Annotated in this window: 5 protein-coding genes; all 5 read left to right on the top strand. The window is 43.8% G+C overall.

The features are described from left to right. Positions 1-61: 61 nt before the first annotated feature. Positions 62-3,478 carry a non-ribosomal peptide synthetase gene (locus AC5JM2_RS23830; RefSeq protein ID WP_495837299.1) on the top strand — a complete coding sequence of 1,139 codons (3,417 nt, stop codon included), beginning with the start codon at positions 62-64 and terminating at the stop codon, positions 3,476-3,478. Next, positions 3,475-9,342, top strand: coding sequence for an SDR family oxidoreductase (locus tag AC5JM2_RS23835; RefSeq protein WP_495837300.1), 5,868 nt, complete (start codon positions 3,475-3,477; stop codon positions 9,340-9,342). The genes AC5JM2_RS23830 and AC5JM2_RS23835 overlap by 4 nt, the downstream gene beginning before the upstream one ends. A 167-nt stretch (positions 9,343-9,509) precedes the next feature. Then, a complete protein-coding gene (locus AC5JM2_RS23840) occupies positions 9,510-11,081 on the top strand; it encodes a condensation domain-containing protein (RefSeq protein WP_495837301.1) in 1,572 nt (523 codons plus the stop codon). After that, a complete protein-coding gene (locus AC5JM2_RS23845; RefSeq protein ID WP_495837302.1) occupies positions 11,078-12,133 on the top strand; it encodes a TauD/TfdA family dioxygenase in 1,056 nt (351 codons plus the stop codon). The genes AC5JM2_RS23840 and AC5JM2_RS23845 overlap by 4 nt, the downstream gene beginning before the upstream one ends. A 15-nt stretch (positions 12,134-12,148) precedes the next feature. Then, positions 12,149-15,382 carry a non-ribosomal peptide synthetase gene (locus tag AC5JM2_RS23850; protein WP_495837303.1) on the top strand — a complete coding sequence of 1,078 codons (3,234 nt, stop codon included), beginning with the start codon at positions 12,149-12,151 and terminating at the stop codon, positions 15,380-15,382. The last annotated feature ends 12 nt before the right edge of the window (positions 15,383-15,394 follow it).

The raw sequence follows: 15,394 nt of genomic DNA on the forward strand, positions 1-15,394 counted from the left end.
GTTTTTCTGCGAAGTACAAATTAATTTTCATTTGTGATTAAAACAGCAATAGAGTAGTAACATGTCTGAACCAGATGCGCTTTTTGGGCAAAAATCTAATTTATCACCAGCAAAACGGGCGCTTTTTGAAAAGTGGATGCGAGGTAAATTTACAGATCAGGGTATTCCTCGCCGTTCACAACAGAATCCTGCTCCTTTGTCGTTTGCCCAAGAGCGCCTGTGGTTCCTCGACCAGTTGCAACCCGCTCAATCCTTATACAACGAACCCTACGCTTTTCGTCTCAAAGGTTCTCTCAAGTTAACGGCGCTGACGCACAGCCTCAACGAAATTGTGCAGCGTCACGAAATTTTACGTACCAATTTTACTATGGTAGATGGGCAACCGTTCCAGGTCATAGCCCCAACCTTAGCTTTGGCTCTACCGATAGTAGATCTACAGTTGCTTCCAGAAGATGAGCTGGAGGCAGAGGTACAACGCCTTACAACTGACGAGCAAGCGCGACCCTTTGATTTAGCTAACGATCCACTAGTGCGAGTCACTCTACTGCAATTAGACGAAGCTCAGTACGTGTTGCTGTTCACAATGCATCACATTGTCTGTGACCAATGGTCTTTTGGGGTAATCATCCAAGAAATAGTGGCTTTCTATAAAGCCTTCTCCAAAGGTCAGCCCTCTCCACTCCCAGAACTCCCAATCCAATATGCAGACTTTGCTGTCTGGCAGCGACAGTGGCTCCAGGGAGAAGTGCGAGAGGCTCAGTTGTCATATTGGAAGCAGCAGTTGAGCAGTACTCCAAGCATACTAGAATTACCCACTGATCGTCCTCGGCCAGCAGTTCAAACCAACCGAGGTGCAAAACAATCTCTGATTCTGTCGAAGTCCCTAACTGAAGCTCTTAAGATACTGAGCCAGCAGGAAAAGGCGACGCTATTTATGACATTACTAGCAGCGTTTGGGACGTTGCTCTACCGCTACACTGGTCAGGATGACATCTTAGTAGGCACTACCATCTCTGGTCGTAACCGATCTGAAATAGAAGAGCTAATTGGTTTTTTTGTCAATACCTTGGTCATGTGTACTGACCTTTCAGGTACCCCAAGTTTTCGGGAGATTTTGAACCGAGTGCGAGAGGTTGCCCTAGGGGCTTATGCTAACCAGGACTTGCCCTTTGAGCAGCTTGTGGAGAAACTGCAGCCAAAGCGAAACCTGAGCCACACACCATTATTTCAGGTGATGTTCCAACTCCAGAATACCCCAACTACAACTTTGGAGTTACCAAGTTTAACCTTAAGCCCTTTGGAGTTCGACAAAGAAACGGCGAAGTTTGATCTGACCCTAGGTATGGTAGAAAAAGAGCAAGGGTTGATCGGAACTTTAACGTACAATACAGATTTGTTTGATGCCGCCACAATTCACCGGATGCTAGGGCACTTTCAAACCTTGCTCTCCAGTATTGTCGCTAATCCCGACCAGCAAATATCAAAGCTGTTAATTATAAGTGAGGCAGAACGGCATCAACTGCTGGTAGAGTGGAATAATACACAAGTTGACTATCCTCAAAACGAATCTATTCATGAGTTATTTGAGGCTCAGGTAGAGCGATCGCCTGACACCATTGCCGTAGTCTTTGAAAACCAACAGTTGACCTACCACGAACTTAACCAGCGAGCTAATCAGCTAGCACACCACTTGCGTTCTCTAGGAGTAGGACCAGAGGTACTGGTGGGCATTTGCGTGGAGCGATCGCTCGATATGGTCATCGGGCTGTTGGGCATCCTTAAAGCTGGTGGGGCATATGTGCCGTTAGATCCAGCATATCCACAAGAACGTTTAGCTTTCATATTGCAGGACGCTCAGGTGTCAGTGTTGTTGACGCAACAACGCTTAATAGAGAATTTGCCAAAACATCAGACCAAAGTTATTTGCCTAGACACCAATTGGGAAAGTATTGCTCAGGAAAGCCAAGAGAACTTAATCAGTGAGTGTACAACTGATAATCTAGCTTATATCATCTACACCTCAGGCTCAACAGGTCAACCCAAAGGCGTCTTGGTAAATCACGCCAATATTGTTCGTCTGTTGGCAGCAACACAGTCCTGGTATCACTTCAACCAACAGGATGTTTGGACACTGTTCCATTCAACTGCCTTTGATTTCTCTGTTTGGGAACTCTGGGGTGCCCTGCTCTATGGTGGAAAGTTAGTGGTAGTACCCTATTGGCTGAGTCGTTCACCCGAAGATTTTTATAAATTCTTGTCAATGCAGCAAGTGACAGTACTCAACCAGACACCTTCAGCTTTCCGCCAACTTATACAAGCAGAGGAATCGTTGGGAGGTCCTAACAAGTTGAGACTGCGACTGGTCATTTTTGGTGGAGAAGCGTTGGAACTTCAGAGTTTAAAACCCTGGTTTGAGCGCCACGGCGATCAGTTTCCACAGTTAGTCAATATGTACGGCATTACGGAAACAACCGTGCATGTGACATATCGTCCACTGACAATAGCAGACTTAGAAGTTGCCCAAGCAAGTGTTATTGGTTGTCCAATTCCGGACTTGCAAGTTTACTTGTTAGACCAATATCAACAACTAGTACCGATTGGAGTTAGGGGTGAAATGTACATTGGTGGTGCTGGTGTAGCACGAGGTTATTTAAACCGACCAGAACTAACTGCCCAAAGGTTTATCCCCAATTGCTTCAGTGATAAACCAAACGCACGCCTTTATAAATCCGGCGATCAAGCACGATACTTGCCTAATGGGGACATTGAATACTTAGGACGCATTGACCATCAGGTTAAAATCCGAGGTTTCCGCATCGAACTTGGAGAAATTGAGGCGATGCTAGTTCAACACCCAGCGGTACGGGAGAGTGTGGTACTTGCTCAGGAAATCCAACCTGATGACAAGTACTTAGTATCCTATGTCGTCCCCAGCAACAACCACACACTTACAACCAGTGAACTACGAAACTTCCTTCTGAAGCAGCTGCCCGAGTATATGGTGCCTTCTGCCTTTGTGATGCTACAGGCGCTACCGCTAACGCCTAATGGCAAGGTTGATCTGCGATCGCTACCTGCACCGGAAAATCTTCGTCCGGAGTTGGAAGTTGCTTATGTGATGCCTCAAACTGAGCTAGAACAAACAATTGCTACTATTTGGCAAAAGGCTCTTAATATTGAAAACATAGGGATTCATGATAACTTCTTTGAACTCGGCGGTCATTCATTGCTTATGGTTAAGGTTCATAGCCAATTGCGTGAAACATTCAAAGCCGACGTATCAATCCTCGAAATGTTTAGATACCCAACCATAAGCTCCCTAGCAGAGTACTTAAATGCATTAAAAAATCAAACAACATCATCTTCTCATAAAACTGATATTCAAACTGAAAATATTGAAGCAGGTAAGGCTCAACAAAGGAAACGTCTTCAAAAATTAAAGTCAATCGTCAATAAGAAAGAGGTCAACGAGTCATGAATTCTCCTATAGCATCTCCTACTATCAATGGCTCAGAAATAGCAATTATTGGTATGGCAGGACGTTTCCCTGGAGCCAAAAATGTTGAAGCATTTTGGCAAAACCTACAAAACGGCGTAGAATCTATTTCTTTCTTCAGCGATGAAGAACTGTTATCTTCCGGAATAGAAAAAGCTGTGCTGAGTGACCCTAACTATGTCAAAGCACGGGCTGTATTAGAAGATGTAGAATTATTTGATGCTTCCTTCTTTGGCTTTAATCCTAGAGAAGCAGAAGTTAGCGATCCACAACAACGTCTCTTTTTAGAATGTGCTTGGCAAGCTATTGAAAATGCTGGCTACAATTCTGAAACTTACGAGAAATCGATTGGTGTTTACGCTGGAACCAGCATAAACAGCTATTTTTTCAACCTTTATTCAAATCAAAATATTATAAATTCTGTTGATAGTTTCCAACTTTTGATTGGAAGTGATAAAGATTTCTTGACTACACGCGTTTCTTACAAACTTAACCTAACTGGACCAAGTTATACAGTTCAAACCGCCTGCTCAACTTCATTAGTTGCTGTCCACCTAGCCTGTCAAAGTTTGCTAAATGGTGAATGTGATATGGCTTTGGCTGGTGGTGTTTCAATCTCTGCATCAAGAAAAGCTGGCTATTTTTATAAAGATGGGGCAATTGGATCAAAAGACGGACACTGTCGCGCCTTTGATGCTAAGGCACAGGGAACTGTTAGCGGCGAAGGTGTAGGCATTGTAGTTTTGAAGAGATTAGAAGATGCTCTAGCAGATGGAGATACCATCCATGCTGTCATCAAAGGTTCTGCTATCAATAACGATGGATCTTTCAAGGTTAGCTACACAGCACCTCGTATAGATACTCAAGCCAAGGTGATTAGAACCGCTCAAGTTGTTGCCGAGGTTGAACCTGAAACGATTACTTATATTGAGGCTCACGGGACAGGGACATCCTTAGGAGACCCGATTGAAATTGCCGCACTGACACAAGCTTTTCGCAGTAGTACTGAGAAAAAGGGCTTTTGTGCGATCGGTTCAGTCAAAACAAACATCGGACATTTGGACGCTGCGGCTGGGGTTACTGGTTTGATTAAAACAGTCCTAGCTCTTAAGCACCAAAAAATACCTCCCAGTTTACATTTTGAGCAACCCAATCCCCAGATTGATTTTGCCAACAGTCCTTTTTACGTTAATTCCACGCTTTCCGAATGGAAAACAAACGGCATCCCCCGACGTGCAGGTGTCAGTTCCTTTGGGATTGGTGGGACGAATGCCCATGTGATTCTCGAAGAAGCCCCAGCTATTGAAACCTCTGCTACTTCTCGTCCTTGGCAGTTGTTACTGCTTTCAGCTAAGACGAGTACCGCTTTAGAAACTGCTACAACTAATCTAACGACTCACCTCCAGCAGGATCCTGATTTAAACCTCGCCGATGTTGCTTACACTCAGAGTGTTGGTCGTCGAGCTTTCGACCATCGCCGAATGGTGGTCTCCCAAGACATTAACGATGCAGTGAAGGCGCTTTCTACTATAGATCCACAACGAGTGTTCACTCACTACCAGCAGCCTTCCAATCGTCCTGTCGTTTTTATGTTTTCCGGTCAGGGAACACAGTACGTGAATATGGGTAGGGAACTCTACCAAAGTGAGCCAATCTTTACTCAAGCAGTTGATAACTGCTGTGAACTGCTCAAACCCCATCTAGGTCTTGATCTACGCCATGTACTGTATCCCAATGAAGCACAGAAAGATAGGGCAACAGAGCAACTACAACAAACTTTTGTAGCTCAGGCAGCGCTGTTTACCATTGAGTACGCTCTAGCTCAATTGTGGATGGCATGGGGTGTACATCCCGAGACGATGATTGGTCACAGTATAGGAGAATACGTAGCTGCCACTTTAGCTGGAGTTTTCTCCCTCGAAGACGCTTTAGCGCTAGTCGCAATCCGAGGACGACTGATGCAGCAACTCCCCACTGGGGAAATGCTTTCTGTTCAACTTCCTGAACAGGAGGTACAACCCCTGTTGGGAACGGAAATGTCTTTAGCCGCAAGCAATGGACCTGCGTACTGTGTGGTTTCTGGTCCAACCGGGGCGATAGAACGATTGCATCAAAAGCTACAAGATAAAGGTGTTGGCTGTCGGCAGCTGCATACATCCCATGCCTTTCATTCCCCAATGATGGAGCCAATTCTTGAGCCATTCTCTCATTCGTTACAAAAAGTCACACTAAATCCCCCTAAAATTCCATTTGTGTCTAACGTAAGTGGCACTTGGATAACTACAGCCGAAGCAACAGATCCTAAATATTGGGTCAAGCATCTACGGCAAACTGTGCGCTTTAGCTCAGGGATAGCTGAATTGATCAAGACACATGAGCGCATACTGCTAGAGATTGGCCCAGGACAGACTTTGAGCACTTTTGCCAAGCAGCATCATGTGGATGAACTGGTGGTACTAACTTCACTTCGCCATCCACAGGATCAACATTCAGATGTAGCATTTTTACTCAACACTTTGGGTCGGCTCTGGCTTTTTGGTGTGAAAGTAGATTGGTCTGGTTTTTATGCCAATGAGCAACGCCATCATATCCCCTTGCCAACCTACCCATTTGAGCGCCAGCGTTACTGGATAGAACCACAAAAACAAGCACTTTTAGGGGGACAGTTGCAGCCAAGACCAACAGCAACCCAACTCTGGAAATCTCTGGTAGAAGCTGGTAAGGTACAAGCTTGTGCTAGCATCACATCAGTTGACGAACAAACTTATTTGGCAAATAAGCAGTTGTTGGATAATTTATGCACTGCCTACATCAACCTTGCCTTAAGGAATAATGGTGCTTTTAGCAATTCCAACGATCAGTATTCTTTAGAAGAATTGTTTGAACAATATCATATCATTCCTCGATATAGGCAATTGCTGTGTCGCTGGCTGGATGTATTAGTAGAGCAAGGTCACCTACAGCAAGAGGAGGATTTATATACAAACCTTGTACTTTGTTCACCAGACGATCTCAATACTCTGGTAGAAGAAGTTAAAATCAGATGGGTAGATAGACCTCATACTTTAAATATCGTCACCGAATGTGGTGAAAATCTGCCATCAGTGCTACGTGGTGAACAAGAACCGTTGGGGTTGTATTTTTCTGCCGCAGAAAAAAGAGGAGGAAGTTCAAGTCCAGAATCACTGTTGGATACTTACTTTAAAAAAATCATACGAGCAAGCATGGAACAGGTGGTGAAGTTATTGCCACCAGACGTAAACCTAAGAATTTTGGAAATCGGTGGTGGACAGGGTATTGTTACGACAGAATTGCTAACAGTGTTGCCGCCAAAACAAACAAAATATACTTTTACTGACGTGGGTGGCTGGTTCTTGAACCGCGCTCAAGAGAAATTTAGCGCCTATCCATTTGTAGAATATCGTTTCCTAGACATTCAGAAACCTCCAACTGAGCAAGGCTACTCTAACCACAGCGTTGATGTAGTGGTAGCAGTCAATGTATTACATGTAACCCAGAACATGGGAGAAACCCTTAAGCATGTTCGCTCTTTGTTGGCTCCTGGAGGTTTTTTGCTACTTTGGGAGATAACTGAACCTCAATTAGAATTTGACATCACCGATGGTTTGCTGATGAATCCGGTAGAGGATGAAGGACGCAGCCGAGGTAATCCATTTTTGTCAAAGGAACAGTGGCAGGAGGCACTACAAAATCATGGGTTTGTTGAAGTTGCGGTTTTGTCGAATACTGAAGCTTTCGAGCATCATGTCTTCGTAGCTCAAGCTTCAGCATCGGCAGATTTATCGGCCCCTGCAGCTTTTACCATGTTGGTTGAGCCAAAAGATCCTAACCAGATGCGTCAAGTTTCATTAGACAAAAAGTCTGACATTGCCGATTGGTTCTACATCCCATCCTGGAAACGCTCTATGCCGCCGCAGCCTTTGAAATCTGCGGTTGAGACAACTCAGTCGGACTGCTGGTTAGTGTTTGTCGATGAGTGCGGCTTGGGTGAAACAATGGTGAAGCGACTGGCACATTCGGGTCAGGATGTTATTACCGTCAAAGTCGGCGAGCAATTTAGTAGCCAAAAGGAATTTTCATCTAAATCATCTAAATATACATATACCATCAACCCTCGACAACGGGATGACTACGACGCCTTGCTCAAAGAACTTCGAGTACAGGGTAAGATACCAAAAAGGATTGTTCATTTATGGAGTGTTACGCAGGATAGTCACGCCGAATCAGCAATTGAGTCTTTGGAAAAGGCTGAAGCTTTAGGCTTCTACAGTCTGCTGTTTCTTGCCCAAGCACTTGGGGAAAATAATCAGACAGATTCCGTTGAAATTGGAATTGTGTCTAACAATATGCAGGAAGTGACAGGTTCAGAGGTGCTTTGCCCAGAGAAAGCATTAGTTCTTGGACCTGTTAAGGTGATTCCCCAAGAGTACCCGAATATAACTTGTCACAGCATTGATGTCGTGATTCCCGCATCATATAGTCGGCAAGAGGAGCAACTTATAGAAGTGCTCCTAGCGGAACTTATAAGCCAAACGTCTGACCAAGTTATAGCTTACCGTAATACTCATCGCTGGGTGCAGCACTTAGAACCCGTCCGGTTAGAGGGAGCCGTTGAAGGGAATCCCCGCTTAAGGGAGAAGGGAGTTTACCTGATTACAGGTGGATTAGGAGGTGTTGGTCTGGCGAAGGCCGAATATCTGGCACAAACAGTACAGGCAAAACTAGTATTGATAGGGCGATCGCCTTTTCCTGATCGAGACGAATGGTCACAATGGTTATCCATTCATGATCAGCAGGATAGCGTCAGCCTTAAGATTCAGAAATTGCAGGCACTTGAGGCGTTGGGTGCCCAGATTATTGTAGTCAGCGCCGATGTTGCCAGCCTTGAACAAATGTCTGTAGTACTCAAACAAGTCAATCACCAATTTGGTCAGATCCACGGGGTGATTCATGCAGCTGGAGTTTACGGGGGAGGTATGATTCAATTAACAACAAAAGAAGCCGCAGCCAGTGCTTTAGCTCCAAAAGTGAGGGGAACACGAGTACTAGAAACTGTTTTCAAAGATACAGAACTGGACTTCTTTGTCATGTGTTCATCACTTTCTTCATTTCAGGGTACACCAGGGATGATGGATTATACGGCTGAAAACGCCTTCCTTGATGCCTTCGCTCACTACAGCGCTTTTCAAAATGGCACTTTGACTAAATCTATAAACTGGGATAGATGGAATAGTTTAGGTATGGCAGGTGCCGTTGAAGCACGGCATAGGCAAATAACAGGGGAAGATCTGACGGCAGGAATGACCTATGAAGAAGGCATTGAGGCGTTTAGACGTATTCTGCACAATAGTACAGTACCTCAGCTAATAGTATCAACACAAGATTTTCAGGCTAAGATTCAGCCAAAGAAATCTATCAAATCTTTGGAAGAGGAATTAGCGCAAATGAGTCGAGCGAAATCAACTCACAAGCGCCCTAATCTGGCAAATGCTTATGTTGCTCCCCGTAATGAGGTTGAACGCACTCTAGTTGATATTTGGCAACAACTTTTAGGTATTGAACTCTTAGGCATTCATGACAACTTTTTTGAGTTGGGAGGAGACTCTTTGTTTGCCACTCAGCTTGTTTCTCAGCTATGTAAAACTTTCCAGATAGAACTGCCTTATAAAAATTTCTTCGATTCACCCACCGTAGCTGAACTAGCTGAGGTTATTGTACAAAAACTGGCTCAGCAGACTGATGACGAAGCACTGGCTCAAACCTTAGCGGACATTGAGCAACTATCGGAGGATGAGGTACTTACAATACTTGCCTCGCAACAGTAGTTAATTGAGGTAGGAAATTCAAGCAAGTGTTTTTTTCAAACACATTGGCACTCTATTAATAATAAAAAGAATGGCAGATTATATTGCTGATAATGATTGTGATAACAACTTTGCTAAAACAAGACATTTTGTTAGCTCAGAAAAAAAATGAAAGCAATAGTTTTAAAATGAGTGATCTTTCCCAAAAAATTGCTGCTCTTTCCCCAGAGAAACTTAAGCTTCTTGCACAACGGCTAAGCAAGAAACAAGGGGACATAGTCTCACAAACACAAATAAAATGCCAAAGTCGCGAAACCAACTCATTCCCCCTATCCTTTGCCCAGCAGCGCCTGTGGTTTCTCGACCAGTTGCAGCCTGGTCATAGCGCCTACAATATCTTCCAGTCCATGCGCCTGACAGGATGGCTGAACGTGACAGCGCTAGAGCAAAGCTTCAACGAAGTCATCAGGCGTCACGAAGTTTTAAGAACCACATTCACTACAGTGGATGGTCAATCGATACAAGTTATTGCTCCGACCCTGACTTTCAGACTACCAGTGATAGACTTGCAAGAACTTCCCAAAGACAAGAGGGAAGCTGAGGTTCTGCGACTTGCTCATCAAGAAGCTCAACACTCCTTCAACTTAGCCAAAGGTTTTTTACTCCGAGTTACTCTACTGCGGCAAACCGAGACAGATCATGCGTTATTGTTAACAATGCATCACATCATATCTGACGGCTGGTCAATAGGCGTGCTTATTCGTGAGATCGCAGCCCTTTACGAAGCCTTTTCTCTGGGAAAACCCTCACCGCTTCCTGAACTATCCATCCAGTATGCAGACTTTGCCGTTTGGCAGCGACAATGGTTACAAAAAGAGCAACTAGAAACTCAACTTGCTTACTGGAAGCAGCAACTGGGTGGTAAACTAGCTGTACTGGAACTCCCCAGCGATCGTCCCCGACCAATAATCCAGACTTTCTCAGGAGCAAGAGAATCTCTGATGTTACCCAAAAGCTTATCCGAGAAGCTTAAGGCTCTGAATCAACGCCAAGGCATTACGCTATTTATGATACTGCTTGCAGCGTTTGGAACTTTGCTTTTTTGGTACACAGGGCAAGAAGATATCGTCGTGGGTACTGATATCGCCAACCGCAATCAAGTCGAGACTAAGGGATTAATCGGGTTCTTCGTCAACCAACTAGTGTTACGCACGGATTTGTCCGGAAACCCTACCTTTCTAGAGTTGTTGGAACGAGTACGCGAAATGACACTGGAAGCCTATACTCACCAAGATCTGCCCTTTGATAAACTGATAAATATTCTGAATCCGAAACGGGAGTTGAATCGCTCACCGTTGTTTCAGGTCAAAATCGTTTTAGAGAATACCCAAACTCCGTCCTTGGAACTTTCAGGTCTAAGTATTAGCCCTTTGAATGCTCAAAAAAAGACAACGCAACTTGACTTACTCCTAGAGCTAGCAGAAACAGAGCAAGGAATAACTGGAGCGTTGGAGTACAATACAGATTTATTCGAGGCTACCAGCATAGTCGAAATGCTAAGAAGCTTTGAAGCTATTTTATATAAAGTTGCAACACAGCCTGAAGCAAGGCTGAATGAGTTATTAGAAATTCTTACTGAAACGCACAAGCAACAACAGTTCATCCAAAAAAGGAAGCAAAAAGAGGGGTGTCAGCAGAAGTTAAAAACTGTCAAGAGAAAGGTTTTTCATGCCACAACTGAAACTGGGAAGATAAAATGAAAAATTTAGAATCAAAAAATTCTAGTCTTAGGCAGCAGTTACGGTCTATCAAGCGGAAAGCACTCAGCGTTACACAAGAAGAATTGATTTTGACACGTGAGCTACAGACTGGAAACAGCCTGCCTCTCGTGGTAGAACCGACTGCGGAGCAAATCGACTTGGCAGATTGGACTGAGGGTAACCGGAAATTTATAGAGACAAAATTGCTCAAGCACGGTGCTATACTTTTTCGAGGATTTAATATTAGTGCAGCACCAGCATTTGAGCGATTTGCTCTGACAATTTGCTCAAAATTATTTAATGAGAATGGTGAACATCCCCGAGAAACGCTCAGGGCTAATGTTTATACGCCAGTCTTTTACCCTGCGGATAGACAGCTGTTATGGCATAACGAAAATTCCTTCAACCATCGTTGGCCAATGAAAATTTTGTTTGGCTGTCGTCAACCAGCCCAGCAGGGAGGAGAAACACCAATTGTTGATAGTCGTAAGGTTTTTGAGCTAATCAACCCTAAAATTAGAGACCGATTCATCGAAAAGAAAGTTATGTATCTGCGAAACTACGGGGATGGATTAGGACTTAATTGGGAAACTGTTTTTCGGACTAAAAATCGCTCAGAAGTAGAAGCCGCATGCACAAAGGCAGGAATAGACTTTGAATGGAAAGATGGTAATCGACTGCGGACTCGTGCTGTTCGACCAGCAGTGATTAAACACCCTAAAACAGGTGAGATGTCTTGGTTTAATCAAGCGCAACATTGGCATCCAGCTTGCTTAGACCCACAGACTCGAAAATCGCTATATTCATCGCTCCAAGAAGAAAATTTGCCCCGAAATTGCTATTACGGTGATGGGACTTCTATTGAAGACTCTTTCATGGAAGAAATCTGTCAAATTTATCAGCAGTTGGAAGTATGTTTTCCTTGGGAACAAGGAGACGTATTAGTGCTAGATAACGTGTTGACCGCTCATGGGCGCAATCCATTTGTCGGTAAGCGACAACTTTTGGTCGCAATGGGCGACTTGACAAGTTTTGAAGATATTAGAGATTGAGGGTGGGAAGGAACAATGCCAAATCAAGTTCAGGGCTTTCAGCTTTCTCCACAACAAAAGCGTCTTTGGTTGTTACAGCAAGATAGTAAAGCTTATCATGCCCAGTGTGCTATTCTTATTGAAGGAAATATCAAAGTAGACGTCTTGAAAGACGCTTTACAAATTGTTGTCAATCGAAATGAAATTCTTCGTACTACCTTTCACCGTCCCCGTGGTATCAAACTACCTATTCAGGTGATAAAGAATGACAGCATTGTATCATTACATGAGTATAATCTTGAAAATAAAGATTCTCCAGAAAAAGAAATAGGGACTCTTTTGCAAAAGGCAAAAGCACAGAATTTAAACTATGAAAAAGATGAATTATTACAAACAGAATTGGTAAGTTTATCGCTGCAAAGATATGTTTTACTTATAAGTTTGCCAGTTCTTTGTGCAGATAGTACAACACTGAAAAATTTAGTTCGTGAAATCAGTCAGTGCTATGCTGCCTGTTTACAGGGTAAGATACTAGACAATGAGCCTCTGCAATATGCCGATCTGGCTGAATGGCAAAATGAATTACTTGAGGCAGAGGAGACTACAGCAGGAAGAAAGTATTGGCGTCAGCAGGATATTTCTGCTCTCGATACTTTAAAACTAAGCAGCGAAAATCATTCGACGGAGAAACTGGAGTATGAACCCCGATTTCTAACATTGCCGATTCAGCCTGATTTAACTTCAAAAATCGAAGTGCTCACCCAGAAGTATAAAACTTCAACTTCTGTATTCTTGCTGACTTGTTGGCAAATCTTACTCTTGCGTTTAACCGGACAATCAGACTTTATCATTGGCATAGCCTGTGATGGACGGAATTATGAGGAACTCATAGAAGCTTTAGGATTATTTGCCAAATATTTACCACTTTCTTGTCACCTGGAAGAAGACTATACATTTACTACAGGTCTGGACCAGGTTAACAAATCTTGTGATGATATATATGAATGGCAGCAGAGTTTTGCTTGGGAATTAATTGCTGAAACGCAAGAGTCGGAAATAAAACAACCTTTCTTCCCATTTTGTTTCGAGTTTGAGGAAGCTTTAACCAAGTATTCTGTTGCTGACGTAACCTTTTCAATTGACAAACAATACGCCTGTATTGACCGATTCAAGGTCAAACTTTCCTGCATTCGTCGGGAAGATTCACTCACTACCGAATTTCACTACGACTCTCATTTATTTGGTACAGATGACATTCAACGCCTAGCTGAACAATTTTATACTTTGTTAGCAAGCGTCATCCACAATCCAGAAGTCTCAATTAGTCAGTTAGAGATTCTCAGCCCTACAGAGCGTCAGCAACTGCTAGTCGAATTTAACAATACAAAGACCTACTTCCCAACTGACAAGTGCATTCACCAATTGTTTGAGGCTCAGGTAGAACGAACACCGCACGCCGTTGCCGTTGTGTTTGAAGAGCAACAACTTACCTACGCACAGCTCAACGCTAAAGCTAATCAACTAGCTCAGCATTTGCAACAGTTGGGAGTTGGAACAGAAGTTTTGGTAGGAATATGTGCGGAGCGATCGCTCTGGATGGTCATCGCTTTGTTGGGTATCCTTAAAGCTGGTGGAGCTTATGTACCCCTAGACCCTTCTTATCCGGCGGAACGTCAAACTTTTATCATTACCGATACCCACACACCTTTACTGTTGACACAGGAACATCTAGCGGCTAGCTTACCAACAGATGGAATTCAACTTATTTGCATCGATACTGAGTGGTCAGTTATTGCCAAACAAAAAACCGAAAATCCAGTCAGTCAGACAACTGCTCTTAATCTAGCTTACGTCATTTATACCTCTGGCTCTACTGGTAAGCCAAAAGGAACTTTAATACCTCATCGAGGACTGGTTAATTATTTAAGTTGGTGTACACAGGCGTATACTGTTGAGCAAGGGGTAGGAACGCTAGTTCACTCACCTCTTGGATTTGATCTGACTATCACGAGTCTCTTTTCACCCTTACTGGTGGGTCGTCGAGTAGAGCTTCTACCTGAAAATCAAGGAATTGAGGCTCTTTCCAGTGCTTTACGTCGCAGTTCTCACTTAAGCCTTGTCAAGATAACACCCTCTCACTTGGAATTGCTCCAGGGACAGTTATCACCTCAAGAAGTAGCAGATCGAACTCGATCCTTCATTATTGGTGGCGAAAACCTGTTAGGCGAAAAGCTTGCCTTTTGGCAAGATTTTGCCCCCAACACTATGCTCGTTAACGAATATGGTCCAACGGAAACCGTAGTTGGCTGCTGCGTTTATCAGGTACCAAACGACCAGCGTTACTTAGGGTCAATTCCCATTGGTAAACCAATTGCTAATACCCAACTTTATGTACTAAATCAATACTGGGAACTAGTGCCCATAGGCGTAGTCGGTGAACTGTATATAGGTGGGTTAGGACTCGCCCGAGGCTATCTGAACCGACCTGAACTGACTGCTCTAAAGTTTATCCCAAACCCATTTAACAACGAACCAGGGGAGCGCCTTTACAAAACAGGCGACTTAGCTCGCTACCGACCAGATGGGACTCTTGAGTTCCTTGGACGTCTCGACAACCAGGTCAAAATCCGGGGCTTTCGTATTGAGTTAGGAGAGATTGAGGCTGTAGTGAATCAACATCCAGGAGTGCGGGAGGCTGTCGTCTTAACTCGCGAGGATGTAAATAACGAGAAACGTTTAGTAGCCTATGTTGTGACCAACCAACAGCTAGTTTCTTCCACAACTGAACTGCGCCGCTATCTGCTAGAAAAGCTGCCTGGGTACATGGTGCCTTCGGCTTTCGTGAAGTTGGACGCTTTGCCATTGACACCCAACGGCAAGGTGGACTATCGGGCGTTACCTGAGCAAGCTCAGCCCGATTTGGAAGAATCTTATGTGGCTCCTCAGTCCGAGCTTGAGCAAATGATTGCAAATATATGGCAAGGAGTACTGCACGTAGATAAGGTAGGTATTGATCACAATTTCTTTGATCTCGGCGGTCACTCATTATTAATGGTTCAAGTTCATAGCAAATTACAAGGAGCCTTAAACAAAGATATATCAGTACTTGAAATGTTTCAATTTCCAACTATAAGTAGATTGGCAAAGCATTTAAGTCAAGAGCAAAAGGAAAAGCCTTCTTTGTCAGAAAGCTATGACATAGTTGAAAGTCGTAGAGAGTCCAGGAAACAACGAAGGCAACTTAGGCAAGAACATCAAGCAACGAGTTAGTAGAAGGAGTCT

The organism is Brasilonema angustatum (genome assembly GCF_059505445.1).